Annotated in this window: 18 protein-coding genes; 12 read left to right on the forward strand and 6 right to left on the reverse strand. The window is 61.1% G+C overall.

The annotated features are described in order from the left end of the window. Positions 1-60: 60 nt before the first annotated feature. The 4 genes from A3AI_RS42305 to A3AI_RS0106055 all read left to right on the forward strand — a co-directional run bounded on the left by A3AI_RS42305 (position 61) and on the right by A3AI_RS0106055 (position 6,593). Entirely contained in the window at positions 61-3,810 is a 3,750-nt protein-coding gene (locus A3AI_RS42305) for a sulfotransferase (protein ID WP_051382301.1), read from the forward strand. A 607-nt stretch (positions 3,811-4,417) separates the two neighbouring features. Then, a complete protein-coding gene (locus A3AI_RS0106045) occupies positions 4,418-4,948 on the forward strand; it encodes an Mpo1 family 2-hydroxy fatty acid dioxygenase (protein WP_024514710.1) in 531 nt (176 codons plus the stop codon). A 21-nt stretch (positions 4,949-4,969) separates the two neighbouring features. Beyond that, complete coding sequence (locus A3AI_RS42310; protein WP_036047470.1) at positions 4,970-5,974, forward strand: NAD-dependent epimerase/dehydratase family protein; 1,005 nt, start codon at positions 4,970-4,972, stop codon at positions 5,972-5,974. Continuing rightward, complete coding sequence (locus A3AI_RS0106055; RefSeq protein ID WP_024514711.1) at positions 5,967-6,593, forward strand: methyltransferase family protein; 627 nt, start codon at positions 5,967-5,969, stop codon at positions 6,591-6,593. Before A3AI_RS42310 ends, A3AI_RS0106055 begins: the two co-directional genes overlap by 8 nt. An 8-nt stretch (positions 6,594-6,601) precedes the next feature. Here A3AI_RS0106055 and A3AI_RS0106060 read toward each other — a convergent pair whose 3' ends face one another. Continuing rightward, positions 6,602-7,603 (reverse strand): LysM peptidoglycan-binding domain-containing protein, encoded by a 1,002-nt coding sequence (locus A3AI_RS0106060; RefSeq protein ID WP_245286844.1) that lies wholly within the window; start codon positions 7,601-7,603, stop codon positions 6,602-6,604. Positions 7,604-7,737: 134 nt separating this feature from the next. Beyond that, complete coding sequence (locus A3AI_RS0106065; RefSeq protein WP_024514713.1) at positions 7,738-8,487, reverse strand: hypothetical protein; 750 nt, start codon at positions 8,485-8,487, stop codon at positions 7,738-7,740. A 294-nt stretch (positions 8,488-8,781) separates the two neighbouring features. On the opposite strand from A3AI_RS0106065, the gene A3AI_RS0106070 reads away from it, so the two are divergent. Further along, entirely contained in the window at positions 8,782-9,564 is a 783-nt protein-coding gene (locus tag A3AI_RS0106070; RefSeq protein ID WP_024514714.1) for an enoyl-CoA hydratase/isomerase family protein, read from the forward strand. Between the two features lie 668 nt (positions 9,565-10,232). On the opposite strand, the gene A3AI_RS0106080 is transcribed toward A3AI_RS0106070, so the two are convergent. Both A3AI_RS0106080 and A3AI_RS0106085 read right to left on the reverse strand, forming a co-directional pair. Beyond that, positions 10,233-10,658 (reverse strand): hypothetical protein, encoded by a 426-nt coding sequence (locus A3AI_RS0106080; protein ID WP_156927653.1) that lies wholly within the window; start codon positions 10,656-10,658, stop codon positions 10,233-10,235. A 56-nt stretch (positions 10,659-10,714) separates the two neighbouring features. After that, positions 10,715-11,875, reverse strand: coding sequence for a metallophosphoesterase family protein (locus tag A3AI_RS0106085; protein ID WP_084800848.1), 1,161 nt, complete (start codon positions 11,873-11,875; stop codon positions 10,715-10,717). Positions 11,876-12,350: 475 nt separating this feature from the next. On the opposite strand from A3AI_RS0106085, the gene A3AI_RS49235 reads away from it, so the two are divergent. Further along, positions 12,351-12,677 carry a hypothetical protein gene (locus A3AI_RS49235; RefSeq protein WP_245286845.1) on the forward strand — a complete coding sequence of 109 codons (327 nt, stop codon included), beginning with the start codon at positions 12,351-12,353 and terminating at the stop codon, positions 12,675-12,677. Between the two features lie 475 nt (positions 12,678-13,152). Here A3AI_RS49235 and A3AI_RS0106095 read toward each other — a convergent pair whose 3' ends face one another. Together A3AI_RS0106095 and A3AI_RS0106100 are read right to left on the reverse strand one after the other, a co-directional pair. Then, positions 13,153-14,073, reverse strand: coding sequence for an ABC transporter substrate-binding protein (locus A3AI_RS0106095; protein WP_198030065.1), 921 nt, complete (start codon positions 14,071-14,073; stop codon positions 13,153-13,155). A gap of 115 nt (positions 14,074-14,188) precedes the next feature. Next, the gene (locus A3AI_RS0106100; RefSeq protein ID WP_024514720.1) at positions 14,189-15,613 is read right to left on the reverse strand and encodes a DUF1254 domain-containing protein; all 1,425 of its coding nucleotides are present in this window, start codon (positions 15,611-15,613) and stop codon (positions 14,189-14,191) included. Between the two features lie 489 nt (positions 15,614-16,102). On the opposite strand from A3AI_RS0106100, the gene A3AI_RS0106105 reads away from it, so the two are divergent. Genes A3AI_RS0106105 through A3AI_RS0106130 form a run of 6 tightly spaced genes read left to right on the forward strand, consistent with a single transcriptional unit; the run spans position 16,103 to position 22,151 of the window. Next, positions 16,103-17,002 carry an STAS domain-containing protein gene (locus tag A3AI_RS0106105; protein ID WP_024514721.1) on the forward strand — a complete coding sequence of 300 codons (900 nt, stop codon included), beginning with the start codon at positions 16,103-16,105 and terminating at the stop codon, positions 17,000-17,002. A gap of 2 nt (positions 17,003-17,004) precedes the next feature. Continuing rightward, a complete protein-coding gene (locus tag A3AI_RS0106110; RefSeq protein WP_024514722.1) occupies positions 17,005-17,394 on the forward strand; it encodes an STAS domain-containing protein in 390 nt (129 codons plus the stop codon). Next, on the forward strand, positions 17,375-17,779 hold the full coding sequence (locus A3AI_RS0106115) for an anti-sigma regulatory factor (protein WP_024514723.1): 405 nt from the start codon (positions 17,375-17,377) through the stop codon (positions 17,777-17,779). The genes A3AI_RS0106110 and A3AI_RS0106115 overlap by 20 nt, the downstream gene beginning before the upstream one ends. Before the next feature lie 3 nt (positions 17,780-17,782). Next, positions 17,783-18,769 carry an ATP-binding SpoIIE family protein phosphatase gene (locus A3AI_RS0106120; RefSeq protein ID WP_024514724.1) on the forward strand — a complete coding sequence of 329 codons (987 nt, stop codon included), beginning with the start codon at positions 17,783-17,785 and terminating at the stop codon, positions 18,767-18,769. A gap of 5 nt (positions 18,770-18,774) precedes the next feature. Beyond that, complete coding sequence (locus A3AI_RS0106125) at positions 18,775-20,541, forward strand: ATP-binding protein (RefSeq protein ID WP_036047576.1); 1,767 nt, start codon at positions 18,775-18,777, stop codon at positions 20,539-20,541. Beyond that, positions 20,538-22,151: a response regulator gene (locus A3AI_RS0106130; protein WP_024514726.1), complete on the forward strand. Its 1,614-nt coding sequence runs from the start codon at positions 20,538-20,540 to the stop codon at positions 22,149-22,151. Before A3AI_RS0106125 ends, A3AI_RS0106130 begins: the two co-directional genes overlap by 4 nt. Positions 22,152-22,180 lie beyond the last annotated feature (29 nt).

Below are 22,180 nucleotides of genomic sequence, written 5' to 3' on the forward strand. Positions count from 1 at the left end.
TATTTCTGCGCCGGTGGTCTTGGCCGTGAGTGAACGATCAATCAACCCCGTGGAATTGCATTGCAACGCCTCGATCAGCATCAGGCTGCCATAGCGCGCGCTGAGGTGAGCCTCGCGCTCATGCCACGATCGGCGCTTGCGCATCTTGGCCTCGCCGATGCCTTGCGCCGGGTCAATCAATTCGATGATGCGATTGAAGAATATCGGCGAGCCCTCGCGATCGATTCCAGTCTTGCCGAAACACACCTCAATCTTGGCGGCGTTCTGCAGGTCACAGGTCGTCGCGACGAAGCAATCCGCTGCTATCAGCGGGCGCTGGCCATCAATCCCGGCCTCGGCGAGCCGCACTACAATCTCGGCAATCTCTACACCGAGGTCGACAATCTGCACGCTGCGATCTGCCATTACGAGCGGGCCATAGAGCTCAAGCCGTCATGGGCCGAAGCGTACAACAACCTTGCCAATGTCCTGCAGAAGCAGGCCCGATACGAGGACGCGCTCCACTACTACAACGAGGCCATTCGCCTGAGGCCGCAATATGCTTCGGCGCGCCGCAATCTGGCCAACGCGCTGAAGGCGCTCGATCGCTTCGATGAGGCGATTGAACAATATCGCGCCGTGCTCGCCATCGAACCCGACGATCCCACCGCCCTCAACCTGCTCGCTTCCGCAATGCTGGTGGTGGGCGAGCTGGATGATGCGGCCCGAACCTTTGAGCGCGCGCTCGGGTTCGCCCCGCACAATCTCGGCATCCAGCTCAACTACGCCGCAATCAGGAAATTCTCGCCAGGCGAGTCCCGGCTCGCCCGGCTCGAAGACCTCGCAGGACGCGAGGACACGCTCTCCGATCATGATCGGATTGCGTTGCATTTCACGCTCGGCAAGGCATTTGCGGACCTGGGCGATGGCGAACGATCGTTTTACCACCTCAGCGCGGGCAATCGTATCAAGCGAAGATTCATCGCCTACGATGAACACGCAACGCTCGCCTATCTCGATCGTATCCGCGAGGTCTTCTCACGCGAAGTCGTGCGCGCAAAATCCGGTCATGGGCATGTCTCCGAGGCCCCGGTCTTCGTGCTGGGTATGCCGCGCTCCGGAACAAGCCTGGTCGAACAGATCCTCGCCAGCCATCCCCGCGTCTTCGGGGCCGGCGAGCCCAATCATCTTGCGGTGGTCACCGCCGAGTTCGCGACGCATTGCGCGCGCACTTTTCCAGAAATGCTGCCCGAGATGCCGGATCGCGATTTGGCCGCGCTTGGCAAGGCCTATATCGAACGCTTGCGCCCCTCGGCGGCGGGCGTGGATCGCATCATTGACAAGATGCCGTCGAACTTCTTGTTCGTGGGCCTTATTCATCTGGCGCTCCCGCGCGCGCGGATCATCCATGTCAGGCGCGACCCGGTCGACACCTGCCTGTCCTGCTTCTCCCTGTTGTTCTCCGAAGACCAGCCCTTCGCCTACGACCTCGCCGAGCTCGGGCGCTACTACAAGGCCTACGAGGCTTTGATGGCGCACTGGCGCGCCATCCTGCCGCAGGGCTCGATGCTGGAACTGCAATACGAGGACCTTGTCGCGGATATCGAGGCGCAGGCGCGTCGCCTCATCGAATATTGCGGCCTGGACTGGGATCGGCGTTGTCTTTCGTTCCACGAGACACAGCGGCCGGTCAGAACCGCAAGTGTCGCCCAGGTTCGCGCGCCGATCAATTCCAATTCGGTCGGGCGCTGGCGTCTCTATGGTGCCCGCCTGAAGCCTTTGTTGAACGTGCTTGGGGTCGACCCGCCGCAGTCCGAGGCGCAGCACCGCGGACGGGCTGTCGTAGCCCCCCTGGCGCAATCTCTTCCGAACGATTCGGAGGGGAAGGCCGACCTCAGGATCCAGCGCGCCTTTCAACTGGCTATCAGGCTTCAGCAGCTCGGAAAGCTGGAGCAGGTCGAGCGTCTCCTCATCGCCGTGCTGGCTGCACGGCCGGATCATATCGCTTCACTGTCGATGTTGGGCTCGCTCTGTGCCAACGCCAATCGCATTGACGAGGCGAGCGCGTACTTCGAACGAATCATCGCCGCCGATCCGAGCTCCAGCGAGGCATATGGAAGTCTTGCCGCGATTCACGCCTCTCGTGGCGCACTCGAGGCTGCATCGGCCTGTTACGAAAAGGCGCTGAGCCTGACGCCCGATCATCCTGGTATCCGCTACGGATTTGCTGCGACGCTGCAGAGCCTCGGCAGGAACGCGGAGGCAATTGGGCATCTCAGGGGCGCGTTGGCGGTCAAGCCCGAGCATCTTGAGTCGCATTTCCTGCTGGGAAATCTGCTCTATGCGATGGGCAAGGACCGCGAGGCCGCTCAATGCTACCTCAAAGTTCTGCAGTTGAGCCCCCGGCATCCCGAAACCCACAACAACCTCGGCAATGTGCTGCTGCGGCAAGGGCACGCCGAGCGGGCGATTGCCTATTATCGGACCGCGATCGAGATCAAGCCGGTCTATGCCGATGCCCATGGCAACCTGGGCAATGCCTTGCTCGAGCTAAATCGTCTGGAAGAATCGATCGAGCAGAACCAGCGGGCACTTGAATTGAAGCCCGAGCGCTTTGGATCATACAACAATCTCGGCGTCGCACTGCAGGCGCTGGGTCGATTTGACGAGGCAAGGAACGCCTTTGAGCGGGCTCTCGAACTGTCCCCGAACGAGGCGCCCATTCACCTCAATCTTGCGAACATGGGACGCTTCAAGCCGCGCGATCGGCGCCTCACGGGTCTGAGGCGGCTGCTGGCGGTGGTCGATACGCTCGACGAGGAGAAGCAGATCGCCGCGCATTTTGCCATGGGCAAGGCGCTTTCCGATCTCAAGCAATATGATGAGGCCTTCCATCACCTGAAGAGCGCGAATGCCTTGAAGCGGAGGACCTTCGCCTACGACGAGCCGAAGCGCTTGGCAATGTTCGGGAACATCAAGGCTAAGTTCCCGTCCGAGCGCTTTCAGGCTCGCCTGGGCGACGGCGACGCGTCGTGGTCGCCGATCTTCATCGTCGGCATGCCGCGGTCGGGCACGACGCTGATGGAGCAGGTGCTGGCGAGTCATTCGAAGGTGTTCGGCGGCGGCGAACTTGAGACGTTCAAGGAATTGATCGGCGAATGCGCCAAGCACGAGGGCATTCCGCCGGCCTATCCGGACCTGATGGAGGCGCTGTCGCCGGAAGGAATTGCGCAGCTCGGTCGGCTCTACGCGCAGCGTGTGCGGGCCATGGCGCCCGATGCGGCGTATATCGTCGACAAGATGCCACTCAACTTCGCATTTGTGGGCCTCATTCACCTGGCGCTTCCGCGCGCGCGCTTCATCCATGTTCGGCGCGATCCGCTCGACACATGCGTATCCTGCTTCTCCCTCCTGTTCACGGGAAGCCAGCCCTTTGCCTACGATCTTGCCGAGCTCGGGCGCTACTACCGTGGATACGAGTCTGTCATGGAACATTGGCGATGCGTGCTACCGCAGGGCATCATGATGGATGTGCAATACGAGGAGCTGGTCGAGGATATCGAAGGCGTCTCGCGCGCCGTGTTGCAACACTGCGGCCTGCAATGGGAAGACGGATGCCGCAACTTTCACGACACCAGACGAGCGGTGCGGACAGCAAGCCTGATGCAGGTTCGCAAGCCGCTCTATCGATCTTCGATCGGCGGCTGGCATCGCTACGCAAGACACCTGACGCCGCTGGCGGACGCGCTCGGGCAGGGTGTTCCGGAGAGGGTCGCCGCCGAAGTGGAGGCGAGGACAGAACGGCATCCAGCCAAGGTACGCACTCGGTAATGCTACCCATTCGCCAGACGCAGGGTTTGCCCCGGGAGATCGATGCCTGCCCGACGATGAAGCCGTTGCGCGTCAGGCTGGTTGGCCGACATGCTGAGCGTCGTGGGCGTGCCGCGTTCGGGACCGAATCATCGTCGGGTCATTGCCGTTGCAAATCCAGAGTGATCCTCGCCGGGTGGTCGTCAGAGGGTGAGACAACATCGGTGTGCAACCCGTTGCGCTCCGGCAAGGGCTCGCGGCCACGATTGCGCCATCATTTGTTGGTGCTTTGTCTGGCGCGTTGAGCGATCGGCAGGATCTATTTCGCCATCGGGATTGATCCGCGATTTTCGGGCCGTCAACTGTCTGAAATGGCATCATTTTAAAGGTCTTATGCTGGCTCGGCCCGGTTATTCCTGACTATCGTCCAGATCACGGCCCGGCGGCATTTTTGCTGCTTGTGTTTTTTCCCCGAAACCATAACCAGCCTTTTTGACATCGGCGGGATGAGTGGCTTAAGTAGAACCCCAATCGCGCCGGAGACGCTAATGACGATGCGAAAACGCGCTGTTTTGTTGGTCGGTCGCCAAGCCGCGTGCACGCATCTGAAATCGAAAGAGGGCCTCGCATGACTGCCTATTTCAGGCGTCAGCTCATAGACTATGTCGAATATCACCGTGATCCCTGGAACTGCGCGGCTCACGTATTTGGTATCATCGTCCTTTTCCTCGGCGCGGTTCTGCCGCTGACCATGCTGCGGCTTCCCGGGTTTGGTGGCCACGTCACTTTGGCGATGCTCCTGGCGCTGCCGGTGTTGATCTACTGGCTAGCGCTCGACCCCGCGCTGGGGCTCGCGATTCTCTGCTCGGCCATCGCGCTGCTCTCCATCGCTGCGGCCATTGTCGCCAATGTGAGTGCGCCGGCCGTTTGGGCTCTGACCGTGGTGCTGGTTGTGCTTGGCATCGCGGCGCAGGTCGTCGGCCACAGCGTCTTCGAACGGCGCAAGGCGTCGATGGCCGATCATCCCGCTCATTTCCTGCTCGGGCCGATGTTCGTGATGGCCAAGCTCTTCATTGCGTTCGGCTTCCGTCACGATCTGGCAGCCATCATCAGTCCGGGCGCCGAACCGGTACCGGCCGGCTATCCGGGCAATCGCTAAGACGAGCCGAAATTTTTTTGCATGACACGCATTCTTGTCACTGGCGGCAGCGGGTTCATCGGCCAACACTTGGTCTCCGAGCTTGTCGGGCGCGGGCACCAGGTCCGTGTGCTCGACGTCCGACTGCCCACGCGTCCGATAGCCGGGGTCGACTATGTCAAAGGCTCCGTGCTCGATCAGGCACGCATCCAGGACGCTCTGGCTGATGTCGACGAGGTCTATCACCTCGCAGCCCATCCCGGGATGTGGAAGCGCGACCGCGCGGAATTCGATGCCATCAATTTCCAGGGCAGCAAGAACGTACTTGGTGCGGCACGCAAACGCGGTGTCGGCCGCTTCCTGCATTGCTCGACCGAGTCCATCCTATTCCGCAGCACCGAGCCGGGCAGGGTTCCTGCGGAGGATTCGCGGCTGTCGGTCGACGAGATGCCGGGGCCTTACACGCGCTCCAAGATGCTCGCCGATCAGCTCGCGCTCGATGCCGCGACATCCGGTTTTCCTGTCATTGTCGGCTGTCCGACCATGCCGATCGGTACCCATGATCATAACACGACGCCGCCGACCCAGATGCTCCTGCACTTCCTCGGCGGCGGAGTGTTGCGGTTCTATCTCGATTTCATCGTCAATCTGGTTGACGTGCGCGACGTTGCGCTTGGTCTCATTCTGGCGATGGAGAAGGGACGGGTTGGGAACCGCTACCTCCTGGGCGGCGACTCTGTTCCGCTCGGCCAGGTGCTTTCGCTGATGGCGGCCATCAGTGGGCGCCGCAAGCTGTTTGTTCCCATTCCCGGCCGTATAGCGGAGTTCGCTGCATCCGTGATAGAGTTCAACGCCAATTACATCACCCGCCGCACGCCCGCGGCGACCGTCGAGGGCGTGCGCATCGCACGACGCGCCAGCGCACTGTCGATCGAGAAGGCCAAGCGCGAGCTCGGCTATGCGCCGCGCGCGATCGAGCCCGTCCTGCAGGAGACGATCGCTCGCATGACGGGCGCGCCTGTTAGCAAGGTCCTGAAGCATGCTTGACGGTCTGGGCAATATCGGTGACGCCATCCTCAGCGGCTGGATCGTCGCCTGGCCCACCAGATTGCTGGCGCTGATCTGGTTCGCCTGGGTGGTGAGCTGGGTGGTCGCGGCATTCTGGTCGGGGCGCACCAAGGCACATGTGCCGACCTGGGAGTCCTGGGTCTATCGGCTGCCAATCCTGATTGGCGCGATCTTCCTGATGCCGCTGACCGCGCGCTTGGTCGGAGCTGCGCCGCTCTATCACGTCGGCAACATCGGCACCTACCTGCTCGCGCTGGTTACCGTGCTCGGCATCTCGTTCACCTGGTGGGCGCGGATCCATCTCGGCCGCTTCTGGTCGAATGCGATCACCCACAAGGAGGATCATCGCATCATCGATACCGGCCCGTACGGCATGGTGCGGCATCCGATCTATACCGGTCTCATCATCGCGATCCTCGCCACCGGCATTGCGGTCGGCACCTGGACTGCGTTGGTCGGCGCGCTGTGCATCTGCTTCGGCGAATGGCAGAAGGCGCGCATGGAGGAAGGGTTTCTATCCATCGAGCTCGGGCAGGAGGCGTACCGCAATTACAGCCGCCGCGTCCCGATGATCGTGCCGTTCCTGCGGCGCTCGTAAGCCCAAGCTCAACGCCGCGTAGCGACCGGTCCGGCGACTGCCGCCGCAGTAGCCGGTGCCGCCGGTGCCAGATGCCGCGGCACGATCACGCGCTGGCCGGGCACGAGCGGCGCATTATCCGGCATCGGGTTGGCTTGCGTCAGCGCCCACAACGGCAGCTGATATTGCTGGGCGAGTGTCTGCAGCGTGTCACCGGGGCGGGCTGCAACGACCATACCGCTGTCCCATAGCTCGATCGGTTCTTCTGGCGGTACGGCGTAGCGCAGCTGTGCAATCTCGTCGTTGGTCTTCGCGGGCGTCGCGGCGAGTGCAAGAATCTTGGCGATCAGCTGCTGGTGCACAGAATCCATCTTGTCGATGGTGATGTGCGAAACCTCGTCGTGCTGCTCGAGGTCGTAGCTCGCATAATGTCCCGGAAAGCCCGTGACCGGCTTGATGTCGCCGCCGCCGAGCACGTTCTTGGACAGGAAGATGTTGATGAAGCGCTCGACATTGGTCGGCACGCTTGGGCTGAGATGGGCGGGATCGATGGTCACGACCAGGCTGACCGGAATGTTCTCTTCCTGCAGCTTTTCGGAGAACTGCAGGGCGCAGCGTCCGCCCATGGAATGGCCGATCAGGATGATCGGCTGTGGGTCCTCGCGGTACTTGTCGATCGCGCGCGAGGCAATCAGTGGACAGATCGTGAATTCGTAAGTATCCGCCGGAAGCCCGGCGCGCACGATCTTCTCCGCGAGCCGGTCCATGCCGGTGGAAAAGATCGGGCCAAGCGCGCCACGGAACAGATAGACCCGCCCGCGCGGGACGATCGGCGCCGGATCCGGGGCCGGCGTCGCAGCGGCGGTGCCTTTCGCCTGCGCAGCGTTGGCGTCGGTTCGATGGACGGCGGTCTGGCGGATCGGGGCCGCGGAGCCTGCGAGCGCGGACTGCGCGCAGCCCAAGGCCGCGAGCATGGCCGCGGCGACAATCAATGTCGCTTTTGGCCTGGGAAAAGCCCGGTTGAGTTTCACGGCCCGCCTGTCCGCCGTTGCCGGCGCCTCGATCGACACGCGCCCGTTTGGCGCGCGGCTATTGCATTGCAAGGGAATGGGCGGATTTTGAGGCCGGGCCAGTCCGAAGGCCGAGGCTAATCGGCGGGCGGTAATCAGTTCGCCGCAGCCGCTCGCCTTGGCCTGGGGGCGGCGGCCTGCGGGGCCACGGGTTTGCGCGCGACCGGGGCAGTTCCCGGCATCGGCGCCGGGCCGCCTGCCACCGCCGCGTCGATCGCCGCGATGACCTTCCGCTGCATCAGCTCGTTCTTGTCGATGGTGAGATGGCCGACGCCCGGCACATTCTCGACATCGACATTCTCCAGCGTGCCCTGGAAGTTCCGCGTGGGCTCGACCCGGGTGCCGGCGCCGTTGGCGACATAGAAATTGATGTATTTGCCGACGCGGCCCGAAAGGCTGGTGTGGAACACGGAGTCGAGGCCGATCGCGAGCTTCACCGGCACGCCCTGCCGGCTCAGTCGCTCGACCATGTCGGGCAGGCAGGTCGCCCCAGAGGAGTGGCCGACCAGAATGATGACCTTGGCGCGGCCGCTCCGGTATTCAGCGACAGCATCATCGGCCACCGAGGCCCAAAGTATGTGGTTGTGCACGCTCGCGGGGATTCCCTGCGCCTGTAGGCGGGAGGCCATCTGGTCCATGCCAAGCGAGAAGATGTTGAGCACGCCGCGCATCAGATAGACGTGCGCGCTAGCCGGTGCCGCTTGGGCCGCCTCGGCGCTTCGCGGCCCGAGCCCCACCGCAAATAGCAGCATCGCCAGCGCTGCGGCCTTCAGCGCGCCACGCCGTGACGCGAATGGCGACCCAAAGCCGCCGTGATCCGCCGCATTGCCGCTTTTCAATGTCATGGATCCCTCTGCTGGTCGCAATATATGTATACGAGGTATAAGGTTAGCGCCTTCGCATTCGCAATAGATGTGATTGCGGGAGATAAATTTTCTGCTCGGGCGCGGCGATCCTGCAACAGGAGCCGGCCGCGTTCACGTTCTCCGGTTCCGTCGCCAACCTATTGATGCATTGGGAAAATATCCTCGCTGCGGCGACCCCGCACCCGGCGCATTCCTGACGCAAGAGCGCCCCTCTTGCCCTCGGCTAGGCTCCCATCGCAAATGGTTGATCAGGCGAGAGAGCGAGGTGCTGCGATGAGCGACAATGACAGCGTGATTCTCGAAAAGCGCGGATATGGGCTCTGGATCACCATCAACCGTCCGGACAAGCGCAATGCGCTCAACGGCAGCGTCATCAGTGGTATCGCCGAGGGCTATCGTGCGGCGCACGAAGATGCGGACGTGCGCGTCATCGTGCTGACGGGGGCGGGCGAGAAGGCGTTCTGCGCCGGTGCCGACCTGCAGAATTCGGGTGCCGCCTTCTCGATGGATTTTTCGAGGCCCAATGTCGACTACGCCGACCTGCTGCGGCTGTCGCAGAATGCCACAAAACCGGCGATCGCGCGCGTCGGCGGTGTCTGCATGGCCGGCGGCATGGGCCTGCTCTGCATGACCGATATGGCGGTCGCCGCCGACCACGCCATCTTCGGCCTGCCGGAGGTCAAGGTCGGTGTGTTCCCGATGCAAGTGATGAGCCTGTTGCAGGGGATCGCCCCGCCGCGGCTTGTCAACGAATGGGCGCTGACCGGCGAACCGTTCGATGCGAAGGTTGCCCAAGCCGCCGGCCTGCTCAACTACGTTGTTCCCGCCGCCGAACTCGACGCCAAGATCGACTGGCTGATCGGCCGCCTGATCGACAAGTCGCCGACCGCGATCCGTCGCGGCAAATACGCCATGCGCGCCATCGCCTCGATGTCGTTCGACGAGAGCATCGCCTACACGGAAAGCCAGATCGCGCTGCTCGCGATGACCGAGGATGCGAAAGAGGGCCTGAAGGCGTTTGGCGAAAAACGCAAGCCGGTGTGGACGGGGAAGTAGTTGCTCTCGATGTGGAGGCATTTGGGTTCAAGTCCCGAACAGCGCGCTCCGTCATTGCGAGCGTAAGCGAAGCAATCCAGGGTCACGCGTGGCTCTGATTGCCTCGTCGCTTCGCTCCTCGCAATGACGTGGAGAGGACATGCGTTTGCCTTCTCGCGACGGAATTCGCCCGAGCTTTGCATCATCATCACCCTCTTCAAAAACAGAGGGAGCAGGGAAGGCCGGGTGGGCCGCTGCACCCGGGGCCCGCGCGCAGAAAAAAATTGCGCGAGCGCGAAAATCACAGGGCCAACAGCGGAAGTCTGGCTTCTAAAGCCGAAACCAGGGGATTGTGAGATAAGCGCAAGCGATCATCGCCATTGGGGGAACGACCCACGCACACCATACCCAGAACGGGGACAGGCGAGCCGGCAGAAGCGCGGCAACTATGCCAACGACGAGCGCACCGACAGCGGCGGAAGCAGTCCACCCGTACCAGTACATCTCGGGCGCGAGGAAATCCAAGACGGGATCGGCAACATCCCGGGAACGATGCAGACCGAGAAGGACGATGCCTTGCGCGGGATAAACGGTAAACAGCGCAAGCCCACGGGCATGTGCGAGAGCGTAAAAGAGCGCGAAAGCTGCCCCATAAGCAAAAGCGAACCGCCGAAACATCGAGTTAAACATTACGATCCGAAGCCTCCGATGTTGTTCAAAACGTGACCAACGAGAAAGGCCCACCAGACGATGAATGCAAGGAGTAAGGTAAGGGCAGTGCGTAGCTGATAGCTGCGACCATCAACCGGCTGATGCCAGCACGACCAGTATGCGGGCAGCACCCCCAAGCCGATGGCGGTGAAATCCTCCTTGAGATCAAAGAAACCCAGCGCATGCCAATGGTGATCGCGTTCCAAACTTGGCTGAACATCGACCTTGAAATACAGGTAGACGACAGCGCCGAGCAGCCACGAGATCACATACAGAACGACGATTGCATTCGTGAAGCCTGCACCTCGCACTGCGCGAAACCGGTCGAAGAACGAATACGGCTTCGCCCTGGCCGGCGCGCATGTTGCCAATGTCTGATGCGTGATGGCGCCGAGCAGGGCCACCGTGACCAAACCGTGCAGAATGAGAATTACTGTTCCCACAGGTTACGACCGGTGCTCTACGAGAACAGTGCCTCGGATGCGAACGGCTCAGCCGAGCCGGGCCGGTAACGTGTCAGGTTGAATTTTGTCTTCTCCACCGGTGCGACATCGACCAGGACGTAGTTGTATTCTTCCTGCGGCGGCTTGCCCTTCCAATAGAGGTCCGGCGGATAGTTGCTTGGCACCTTGATGCTCGTGCGACCGGGAAGGATCGGGTCCTGCTCCGCCCCACCGCCACCAAGAACCAGGTATTTCACGCCATCGACGTCATACATTTCGGTCGTATGCACGTGTCCGTTGAAAACGACGAGTTCCAAGTCCTTGGCGTAGGCCGCGATGGTCTTGTGAGGATTGTCAGGCTCCGGAATGGGACCGAGGCCAGCGCGACAGAAGACCGGATAGTGGAAGGTGATGAACGCCTTTTTTAATCCCTTGGCTTTGGCATCGTCCAGCCACTGTTGCAATTGCACCATCTGCTCCGCGTATTTTGGCCGGTCTCCATCCCACAGCGACGGCGAGCGATAATCGTACTTTCCGCTCCACAGGAAGATAAACCTGACGTCTCGGAAGTCGAATTTGTAAATCAACCGCTCCGGGGTCACGCCGAAGTTCTTCAGATAAGGCACCGCGTCAAGCGTCCCTTCAATTTTTGGATCGCCCCACACTTCGTGATTGCCCACCGACATGAACCACCGTCCTTCGAGCCCTGCGGCGCGCATCTCGGAATCTGGCGCCGGCAGCAGCTTGAGCATGGTGTCGTTGACGCGTTTCCAATAGGGACTGTCGGCGACTGAGCGGCCCTGATTGCCCCACCAGACGACGTCGCCGCTGTTGATCACGAATTTGGCGCGGCCGGCCTGCACGTGCTGCACGATTTCGCGAGAAACCCAATCGCCACCCTCGAGTCGAAACATTTCCCGGTGCACTCCGGGAAGCAGTTTGACGTCTTCGACAGTTGCACGGGTCACCCAGCCCTGGTCCACCGACAACGTCATGACCTCGCTCCGTGACATGAACGGCATGACGACTTGCTTAAGCTCCTTGGTGGTGGGGTCGAAGATCATTTTCACATCGCGCTTCACCACCGCTTCCGCGACCTTTTCCGGCATGACCAGGCCAAACATTTCAACGAATAGTCCGACGAGATCGGTGCGGCCTTCCTTGACCGGCAGGTACATCATGGGTCGCGAGTCACCGCAGACCGCAAAGGAAAACCCGGAATTTGCCTGTTGCGCCACTGCCTTCTTCACCGCGAGAACCGAGGACAGCACTGGCAGCATTGCAAGGCCCGAGAGCAGGCCCCTCCTATTCAATCCGCCTTTAGCCGAATTCACGTCGCTGAAGACAAGGCGCCCGTCCATCTGACCGCTCCATCCGTCTATTGGCGCCCTTTTCGCCCGATCGGCGTTGCCGCTGCAGGGACGAACGCCAGCCGCCCGAGAGTGCTGCAATCACGGATAGCCGAACCGTATTCGCGCGCTATGCAACTTCGGCAGATTGGTGGTCTTCTAAGTGCCTTTGCGCCTGGGTCATTGCGGAAGTCGGCCGATTGAATAACCAAATGGACCGCGCTCAGCCGCCCTTCGCACAAGCACTTGGCTGATTGGATTTTCTCGGATGTGCCCCCTAAGTCACACCCAAAAGCCACGCCCAATGGTTGAATGGAGCACTGGCGCGCTCGCTACCCTGTTTAGGGCTGCCATGGAGAATCCATTCCTTACCGTTGCGCTGTTTGCAATGCTTGCGAGTGTCACCGCGCGTGCTGCGGATATGCCGGTGAAGGCCCCGCCGCCTCCCCCACCGCCGTACAACTGGTCAGGATTTTATCTTGGCGCAAATCTCGGTGGTGCGTGGACCAACGGCAGCCTGAATATTCCAGGCAACAATCTCTATGGCGGCATCACCGAATTCGTCGGTGGCGTTCAGGCTGGCTACAATTTCCAGCTGGCCATCTTTTGTTTGGTGTGGAAGGTGATTTAGATGGGGCGACTTTTGGTCATCCCGCGCTTCCCACTCCTACGGTCGGATCGGTGAGCCAGAACTGGATTGGGATGATTGCAGGCCGCAGCGGCAAGCGCAAGTTGACTTGGGACAAGCGCCGGATCCGATATCGCAAGGTTTGTTCGTCCGTTGGTGATACTCTGTCACTCCAGCTATGCCTTGCGCCTCGCATCGGTACCTACGCGCTATTGTCCGAGCAGGGCGGCGACGGACGCAAGTTGCAAAGCTCCGGCCAGGAAAAGCACGGTGAAAATGGAAGTGGTGGAGCGTATCAATTCATCCTATGGCAAAAGACCCCGATCGCAACACGCGCGTCCGGAGGACTTCAGGTCAAAAGCACCAGTCGAGGATTGTAGTCAACAGGTCCGCTTCACGGATAGCGGACCTGAGCGGACCACCGAGCGATGTCGCCCTCAGGCCCAGTTCCGGACTCATGCATTGCAGCAACCGCGTCCTATTCGATCACCTCATCGGCCCGGACAAGGATCGAGGGTGGGATATTCAATCCGAGCGCCTTGGCCGCCTTGTTGTTGACTATCAACTCGAGCTTGGTGGGAAATTCCACCGGGAGATCGCCTGGCTGAGCTCCTTTGAGAATTTTGTTCACATAAATAGCCGCGCGATGAAAATTCTCGGACAAGTTAACGCCATAGCTGGCCAGCCCGCCCGCGTCGACATGGTCACGGAAGCCATAGATCGCCGGCAATCGCGCCGTTGCAGCGAGTACGGCGATCCTGTTCCGCTCACTGAAGAGCATACCATCAACGAGGACGATGACTGCTCGAACGTGGTCGTCCGCCATTGCCTGGAATGCCGCTTCGAGATCGCCGGGCGAACGAACCTCGGCAGCAACAGCTTGGATGCCCAACTTCCGACACGTGCTCTCCAATTCTTGCCGGTCGATAATGACCCCGGTGGCAACGTTCACCAAGTATCCAAGCTTGACGACGTCTGGAATCATTTGAAGCGCCAGCTCAACCTGTTTGCCTGTTAGGCCTTGGGTGCGAAACGATACGCCGGTCACGTTCCCGCCCGGCCGCGCCTCGCTGGAAATTAAGCCGAGGTTGATGGCATCGGCGAGTAACGGGCAAACAATCGGAATTGACGTGGTCAATGCTCTCGTCGCTACTGCAGCCGGAGTTACAGTGGCTAGAATCACGTCAGGTCTAAGTCCAACTAACTCCGCTGCAAGAGCAGGGAAGCGGTCCAGATGCCCCTCCGCGAAACGGTAGACAATATCCACGCTCAGGCCATCGACGTAGCCAAGTTCTTTCAAGCCCTGCTCGAAGCCGTTGAGCGGCGAATTACCTTCCTTCCTGATCGCACTGAGAACTGCGATAAGCGGACGTTTGGTTGGGATTTCTGCGCGTGCCACGATCGGCCACGCGGCAGTGGTGCTACCGAGGAGTGTGATAAACTCGCGCCGCCGCAAATGCCGTCCCCCGACAAAAAGACCCCGCTGAAATCGATTAGAGGTAGCACATTGTGATCTACTTGGCCGCACCCGTGGTGGATTGCACCTGCACCACCGAGGGCGGGTTCCATTTGCCCGTGAGCGCCTCCGATTTCGGGGCATAGATGCGCATGGTCAAGTTGAACGGCCCTTTTGGCGCCGGAAGCCAGTTGGCTTGTTTGTCGGCGCTGGGGCTCTCGTTCTGGAAATAGAGGTCGAGCGATCCGTCCCCGTTATACTTGAACGGCATCCAACTGCTGACGGCAAACCGATTGAGAGTGTTGGTAATCTGGAAGCCCTCTGGGTCATAAAGCGTAACCGACCAAAAGGCGTTCGCCGGCGGCATGTCGCTCTTGTCGAAGTGGAGCGCGTAGCTGTTTGCACCATCGAGAGGTTTGCCGGTCTCATCGCCCAGATTGATCGGATAGATGGCATCCTCGGGAAGGTTCGCGCCGAGGCCGGCCTGAGCGATGATAGCGCGCTTCAAATAATAGTTGCCGTACACCCCCATTGTGTCGGTGTTCATGGACCAGCCGTTCACGACGCGCGCGAGCGTCGGCAGCTTCCAAGCCATCAATTTCTGCCCTTCTTCCGGCGCGCTCGTCAGCGCATTGCGAACCTCGGGATCGAGCTTCGCCATGTTAAAGCTCTTGCCTGGCTCGATTCCGATCCCCCTCATCTGCGCGATGATCGGCTCGTCAGTAATGTGGGGAGGATTGACCTTGAGAAGTTCGGCCGCGTAGGAGAAGAACTTGTCGGCCGCCATGGTGTCGACCGCAGTTTTCGGCGGCGTTTTCATATCGACAGTCGGATCAATCTTCACTTCCACGGGCGTTGGGGTCTTGCCCCATTCCGAGAGCGGGGTGACTTTGTAGCCGTCCTGTATCTTGTGAACGGCATCGTAGTCTGGCGGTCCATCCGTCTTCGTTCGTCCGATGATCCAGACGAAAGGCGTCGGTGCACTGATTCTCGAGATTCCTGAAGGAACATCTCCGTTCCAACCCGTTGGCGCCACCAAGAAATTGATCGCCTGTGTGCCCGTGGTTCGCCAACCGGGCGATGCAAACACGTCGGTCCACATGTCGAGCATCGGAAGCAGATAGTAGCGGTCATCGGTATTCGGAGCGGATACGATCATCGGCTCTTTGGTCAACTCGAGCCACGCAATGGAATACAGCGTATCGAAGTTTACTCGCACTACGCCCTTGAAATCAGCGGGGGGATACTCACGAACGCTGGTGAACTCGTTCATCGGGCCTTTGCCGAACTCCTTGCCGGGCTTGATGTTTGTCGATTGCTTCCGGGTCACATCCATCATGACGAGAGGGTAGAGATAGAGATAAGCATCGACGGCGATGGCGCGGGCTTCTTGCTCGGTAATCCCGGCATAAGCACTTCTTGGAGTGGCCGAGACGTCCAGCAAGCTGAACAGGAGCGCCAAGGTAATCGTAACTTGTCTCATGACTGAAACTCCAAGGCTGTTTACGCGACTGCGCTGGGACAACGGCCAGTTCCAACCTGATAAATCGTTGACTGCGGCCTATTGGCCGATGGGCACTAAGCGCTTCACAGGCCATCCGGTGTCGTTGACCTAGATCAAGGGATGTCCGAGACAGGATCTTTCTCGATGGATTAAGCGGGGGGGGCGGCTGGGAAATGTCCGCTTAGGCCCGAAAGCGCCGAAGCCGAGCTAGGTCGAAACGAAACGGCCCCGGGCTAGGTTGCGGCAGTCTCGCAATATCGCACATTGGAGCCGACGGCGGACCACGACACTCTGTCGATCAGGGGGCGTGGTCTGTTCACTTTTGAACACTCGATCCCATGCTTGCCCTCCATTTGCAGTGCGCTTTTGCTTGCGACACGAGCTTGATAACCCTGGGATATCGAGGCGTTTGCCATAGAAGGCCGCGCCAGATAAGGCTTTAGGGGAAGCCTCGAGGGAGTGTGCGACATGGCCGCGAACGTGGGTACCGTAGCTGAGCTGGTCGGCAGCAGCGAACAGCTCATCCTGCCCGAATGGATCGACCTGCAGAAGAAGGCCGGCAGCCTCAACACGGGGCGGATCACCGAAAATGAGCTTGTTTCGCAATCGCGCGAGTTTCTTCATTTGTTGCGGGACGGCCTGGCGAAGGGCGGCAGCGATGCCTCCAATCCCGCCTACGGACCGGCCAAGCAGTTGCTCGCGGACGTGTCCCGCTCGCGCGCGCTCCAGGGCTTCTCGCCGAGTGAGACGGCGACGTTCGTCTTTTCGCTGAAGCAGCCACTCTTCAACACACTCAACCGCAACAGTACGCTGTCGCCGGCCCAGGCCGCCGAGCTCACCTGGTCGGTGACGCTTCTTCTCGACGAATTGGGCCTGTTTACGCTCGAGGTTTTCCAGAAGAGCCGCGAGGAAGTCATCGTCCGTCAGCAGCGCGAGATCGCCGAGCTGTCGACGCCGGTCGTCAAGCTGTGGGATGGTATCCTCGCGCTGCCGCTGATCGGCACGCTCGACAGCCAGCGGACCCAGGTCGTGATGGAAAATCTTCTGCAGACCATCGTCGATTCCGAAGCGGCGATCGCCATCATCGACATCACCGGCGTGCCCACGGTGGATACGCTGACGGCGCAGCATCTCCTCAAGACTGTCGCCGCTGCGAGGCTCATGGGCGCCGATTGCATCGTCAGCGGCATCCGCCCGCAGATTGCCCAGACCATGGTGCATCTGGGTGTTGAATTGAACGTGGTTTCGAAAGCCACCCTAGCCGACGCGCTCGCTGTGGCGCTGGAGCGAACCGGGCGAGCCGTGACCAAGCAGAAAAGGCAGGCTGCCTCCGAACAGACCAAGACGCCCGCCGAAAAAGGCCAATGATCATGGATCGCATTCCAATCCTGAAGTTCGGGAATGCTCTTCTTGTGACCATTCAGGTCGACATGCATGATCGTCTTGCCACCGCGCTCGAGGAGGACCTGACCAGCAAGATCGTCGAATACGGTGCCAAGGGGGTGCTGATCGACATCTCCGCGCTGGAGATCGTCGACAGCTTCATCGGACGGATGCTCGACAACATCGCCGCGGTTTCCCGCATCCTGGACGCTGACACGGTGGTTGTCGGCATGCGGCCGGCGGTCGCGATCACGCTGGTCGAGCTCGGACTGTCCCTGACCGGTGTCAAGACCGCCCTGAACGTCGAGCGTGGCATGGCTCTCATCCACGCACGGCTCAAGACGTCGGATTCGGAAGATGACGACGCCGAAGATTGAGCGGCTCGATATCCGCTCCTCGGACGACGTCGTGCGAGTCCGCCAGTTGGCGCGCACGCTGGCCCTCGGAGCGGGCCTGAGCCTTGTCGACCAGACCAAGATCATCACGGCTGCAAGCGAGCTGGCCCGCAATACGCTCGACTATGGTGGCGGCGGTTTTGTTGTCGCCGAGCTGGTCGAGGCATCCGGTCGCCGCGGTCTCAGGCTGACATTCGAGGACAAGGGCCCGGGCATCCCCGATATAGACGCCGCGCTAAAGGATGGCTTTACCACCGGCAAGGGCATGGGTCTCGGGTTGGGAGGCGCCAGACGGCTTTCCAATGAATTTTCGATTCATTCAAAACCCGGCGAGGGCACCAAAGTCGTCATCGCGCGTTGGAAATAACCCATGATAGCTCTCGCCGTGCAGGACCAAAGTCAGGTAGCGGAGGCACGGCGAAGGGCAACCGAAATCGCGGGGCGTCAGGGATTTGGCGATGTCGATGCCGGCAGGGTGGCTCTCGTGGCGACGGAGCTCGCGACCAACATCCTCAAGCATGGTAACGGCGGGGAGATGCTGGTCGGCGCGTATGGCGAAGGCGCGGACGGCGGCGTCGAGTTGATTGGCCTCGACAAAGGTCCCGGGATCGCGAACCTCGCTGCGAGCCTGGCCGATGGATATTCCACCGCGGGAACGGCCGGCAAGGGCCTGGGCGCGGTCGTCCGTCAGTCCCATTTTATCGATATCGCATCCTGGCCCGGAAACGGCACGGCCGTTCTGGTTCGGCTCAAGACCGGGACTCCTCCCGAAGGCTCGGTCGATAGCAGCCGGGTCGGTGTCGTCTCGGTGCCGAAGCTCGGCCAGGACGTCTGCGGGGATTCCTGGGGCGTTTCGCTGGGAGCGGAGGAAACGACGCTGCTGGTCGTTGACGGCCTCGGTCACGGACCGGAGGCCGCCGAAGCGGCCGTCGAGGCCGTCCGCCTGTTTCACCGGTTCAATGGGCATCGCGCCCCGGTGCTGCTCGACTACATCCACGGCGGGCTGCGAGCCACGCGTGGGGCGGCCGTATCGGTGGCGCGATTTCAGCCGGCATCCGGCAAGATCATCTATTCGGGAATCGGCAATATCGCCGGCGTCATCGCCGCCAACGGCGAGATCCGGCGCATGGTCTCGATGCCGGGAACCGCCGGCCACAACGCCCGCAAGATCCAGGCTTTCGAATATCCGTTCACGGCTGGCCTCGTCATTCTTCACTCCGACGGAATAGCCTCCAGCTGGACGCTCGACAGGTATCCCAATCTCGCCGCACGGCACCCGACCCTGATCGCAGCGGTGCTGTACCGAGACCTGACACGGCATCGCGACGATGCTACCGTCCTGGTAGCGAAATGGTGACGATCATGGCCTCAAGTGCGAAAGTATGGCCAATCGTGACGGTTCCGATCCAGAGCGAAGCCGACGTCGTCAAGGTCCGTCAGCGCGCACATCGGCTGGCCGAGCTCCTGGGATTTGAACGGCAGGACCAGACGCGGATTGCAACCGCCGTTTCGGAGCTGGCGCGAAACGCTTTCAGCTATGCCGGCGGCGGACGCGCCGAATTCATTCTCGATCCAGCACCTGTCCCACAGGTTTTCCACGTCAGGATATCGGACAAAGGACCGGGTATTGCCGATATCCAGACCATTCTGGACGGACAATACCGCTCCAAGAGCGGCATGGGTCTCGGCATCCTCGGCGCCCGCCGGCTGATGGACCATTTCAGGATCGAGTCGAGGCCGGGCAAGGGAACGACCGTCGAGATCGGCCATGATCTGCCGCGCCGCGCAGAGCCGGTGACACGGGCAAAGCTCGCCGAAGTTGCGACGATCCTGCAGAAGGACAGCTCGTCTGATCCTCTCGAGGTCTTGCGTGAGCAAAATCGCGAGCTCATGCAGAGCCTGGAGGACATCCGCCGCAAGGACGAGGAGAGCAAGCAACTCGATCAGGAGCTGAGCGATACCAACCGGGGCGTGGTCGCGCTGTACGCCGAGCTCGACGAGCGTGCCGAACAGCTTCGGCACGCCAGCGAGCTCAAGACGAAATTTCTCTCGAACATGAGTCATGAGTTTCGCACCCCGCTCAATTCGGTGCTGGCGCTGTCGCGGCTTCTGCTTGACCGCGTCGACGGTGATCTCACGCAGGAGCAGGAGCGACAGGTCGGCTATATCCGCCGCTCCGCCGAGAGCCTGCTCGAGCTCGTCAATGATCTCCTGGATCTTGCGAAGGTCGAAGCAGGCAAGGTCGACATCCGGCCGACAGCCTTTACGGTCTATGAGCTCTTCGGCAGCCTGCGCGGCGCCCTCAGGCCGCTTTTGACCAGCCAGGCCGTCGAGTTGATTTTCGACATTCCCGACAAGGTACCCAATCTCTTCACCGACGAGGCGAAGCTTACCCAAATTCTGCGCAACCTCATTTCGAACGCGCTGAAATTCACCGAGCAGGGCGAAGTCAGGGTCACCGCCTCCTTTGACGCGGACACGGGGCGCGTGAACCTTGCAGTCCGCGATACCGGAATCGGTATCGCGCCGCAGGACCATTCCCGGATTTTTGAGGAATTTTCGCAAGTCGATACGAAAATCCAGAAGCGGGTCAAGGGCACTGGTCTGGGCCTGCCGTTGTCCAGGTCGCTCGCCGAACTGCTTGGCGGCGAATTGACAGTCGAAAGCGTGCTGGGCCAGGGTTCGGTTTTCACCCTCTCCATTCCACCCCAACGGGGCGACCCCTCGCGCGCGCAGCGCGCCGCCGACAAGGCGCGCAAGCGGGTGCTGCTCATCGACGATGACGAGACGTTCCGTTATGTGATGCGTCAGATCATCAGCAACGAGCCGCGCTATGAATTCATCGAGGCGGTCGATGGCGACGTCGGCCTCAAGGCTGCGCGCGAGCAGAAGCCCGATGTCATCATCCTCGACCTGCAGATGCCGACCATGGATGGGTTCACGGTGTTGCAGGAGCTTGGGGCGGACAGCCGAACCAGCGTGACGCCGGTCATTGTCTCGACGTCGCTGAACGTCAATGCCGAGTTGAAGGCACGGCTTCCGTCAGGCACCCGCGTCATTTCAAAAAATACCATTTCTCGCGAGAACGTTTCGCTGTTTCTGCGCGATGCAACCCTGGGGGCATCGTGACCGATAGCACCGTCATTGTTAATGTCGACGACCAGGACGCGCCTCGTTATGTCAAGACGCGCGATCTCCAGGAGGCCGGCTTCACCGTCATTGAAGCTCGAACCGGCGCCGAAGCGCTGCGGCTTATCGAGGTGGAGAAGCCGCCGATCGTTCTTCTGGACGTCGAGTTGCCCGATATCACCGGCTACGACGTCTGTGCCTTCATCAAGAAGAAGTGGCCGGCGGTCATGGTCCTGATGACGTCCTCCACATTTACAACGTCGACCCATCGCACGCGCGGCCTCGATTCCGGTGCCGATTCCTATCTCGTGCAGCCTGCGGAGCCTCTCGAGCTCGCTGCCGCCGTCAATGCGCTGCTGCGGATTCGCAGAGCCGAAGACAACATGCGAGCGCTGAATGCGACGCTGGAGCAGCGCATCAGGGATCGCGTCGCTGATCTCGAGGCCGCAAATCTCAAACTGCAGCATGAAATAGAGCAGCGGCAGCGCGCAGAGACCGCGCTTGTTCAGTCCCAAAAGATGGAAGCGATCGGTCAGCTCACCGGCGGACTCGCACATGACTTCAATAATTTGCTGACGGCGGTTGTCGGCAATCTGGATCTCATCCGCATGCGCGCCAGCGATCCCCGTATCGCCCGTCAGGCCGAGCATGCGTTCAAGGCAGCCGAGCGTGGCTCGAAGCTGACCGCGCAGCTGCTTGCATTTTCACGCACGCAAAAGCTTGTAACCGCGCCGGTCGACCTGAATGCGCTGATCACGGGCATGGGCGAGCTCGTCAACCAGACGCTGGGTGCCGAAATCACGGTCAAGACGGAGCTGGCGGAGGGACTGCCGCATGCGCTTGCAGACGCCAATCAGCTCGAGTTGGCGATCCTGAACCTGTCGATCAATGCGCGCGACGCTATGCCCGGGGGCGGCACGCTGACGATTTCGACACGGCCGGATCATGCCGACAAGGGGCGTGTGATCGTGTGCGTGGCCGATACCGGAACGGGAATGCCGCCGGAGGTCGTCACGCGTGCGTTCGATCCATTCTTTACGACAAAGCCTCCCGGCAAGGGGACCGGTCTGGGGCTTTCGCAGGTTTACGGCATCGTTCGCCAGCTCGGCGGCGATGTCACGATCGATACAGCTCCCGGCAAGGGAACCGGGATCAGGATCGCCCTCCGTATCGCTCACGCGCCGGCGGAGCATGAAAGCACAGGGCCCTCAGATGTGTCGCGGGGCTCCGAGAACATCCTGATCGTCGATGACGATCCCGACGTCCGGGACATCATGTCCAGCGTGCTCTCCGACCTGGGCTATCAGGTCAGGGAGGCGACCAGTGGGGATACGGCGCTCGATATGCTGAAGGACTATCGCCCGGATTTGCTGATCCTTGATTTCGGCATGCCGGGAGCGAACGGCGCCGAAGTGGCCGCCAGCGCGCGAGCGATGAACGTCGGCTTGCGGATACTCTTTGTCAGCGGCTATTCCGACACGTCCGCGATCGAGAGGGCGGTTGGAAAGGCGGCGCTCCTGCATAAGCCCTTCCGTCCGGCCGAATTTGCCGCTGCGGTCCGGTCCTCGCTCGATGCGCCGCCGCCTTCCGCAAGTTGCTCCAGGACTTGATGCGTGCCTATCCGGCGAAGACCGGAGCC

The sequence above is a fragment of the Bradyrhizobium sp. Tv2a-2 genome (genome assembly GCF_000472425.1).
GTDB lineage: Bacteria > Pseudomonadota > Alphaproteobacteria > Rhizobiales > Xanthobacteraceae > Bradyrhizobium.

Excerpts from the sequence above, each read along its gene's own strand:
- A3AI_RS0106045 (WP_024514710.1), top strand. The coding sequence starts at position 4,418 with ATGACTGCCTATTTCAGGCGTCAGCTCATAGACTATGTCGAATATCAC.
- A3AI_RS42310 (WP_036047470.1), top strand. The coding sequence starts at position 4,970 with ATGACACGCATTCTTGTCACTGGCGGCAGCGGGTTCATCGGCCAACAC.
- A3AI_RS0106055 (WP_024514711.1), top strand. The coding sequence starts at position 5,967 with ATGCTTGACGGTCTGGGCAATATCGGTGACGCCATCCTCAGCGGCTGG.
- A3AI_RS0106065 (WP_024514713.1), bottom strand. The coding sequence starts at position 8,487 with ATGACATTGAAAAGCGGCAATGCGGCGGATCACGGCGGCTTTGGGTCG.
- A3AI_RS0106070 (WP_024514714.1), top strand. The coding sequence starts at position 8,782 with ATGAGCGACAATGACAGCGTGATTCTCGAAAAGCGCGGATATGGGCTC.
- A3AI_RS0106085 (WP_084800848.1), bottom strand. The coding sequence starts at position 11,875 with ATGTACCTGCCGGTCAAGGAAGGCCGCACCGATCTCGTCGGACTATTC.
- A3AI_RS49235 (WP_245286845.1), top strand. The coding sequence starts at position 12,351 with ATGGTTGAATGGAGCACTGGCGCGCTCGCTACCCTGTTTAGGGCTGCC.
- A3AI_RS0106100 (WP_024514720.1), bottom strand. The coding sequence starts at position 15,613 with ATGAGACAAGTTACGATTACCTTGGCGCTCCTGTTCAGCTTGCTGGAC.
- A3AI_RS0106105 (WP_024514721.1), top strand. The coding sequence starts at position 16,103 with ATGGCCGCGAACGTGGGTACCGTAGCTGAGCTGGTCGGCAGCAGCGAA.
- A3AI_RS0106110 (WP_024514722.1), top strand. The coding sequence starts at position 17,005 with ATGGATCGCATTCCAATCCTGAAGTTCGGGAATGCTCTTCTTGTGACC.
- A3AI_RS0106115 (WP_024514723.1), top strand. The coding sequence starts at position 17,375 with ATGACGACGCCGAAGATTGAGCGGCTCGATATCCGCTCCTCGGACGAC.
- A3AI_RS0106120 (WP_024514724.1), top strand. The coding sequence starts at position 17,783 with ATGATAGCTCTCGCCGTGCAGGACCAAAGTCAGGTAGCGGAGGCACGG.
- A3AI_RS0106125 (WP_036047576.1), top strand. The coding sequence starts at position 18,775 with ATGGCCTCAAGTGCGAAAGTATGGCCAATCGTGACGGTTCCGATCCAG.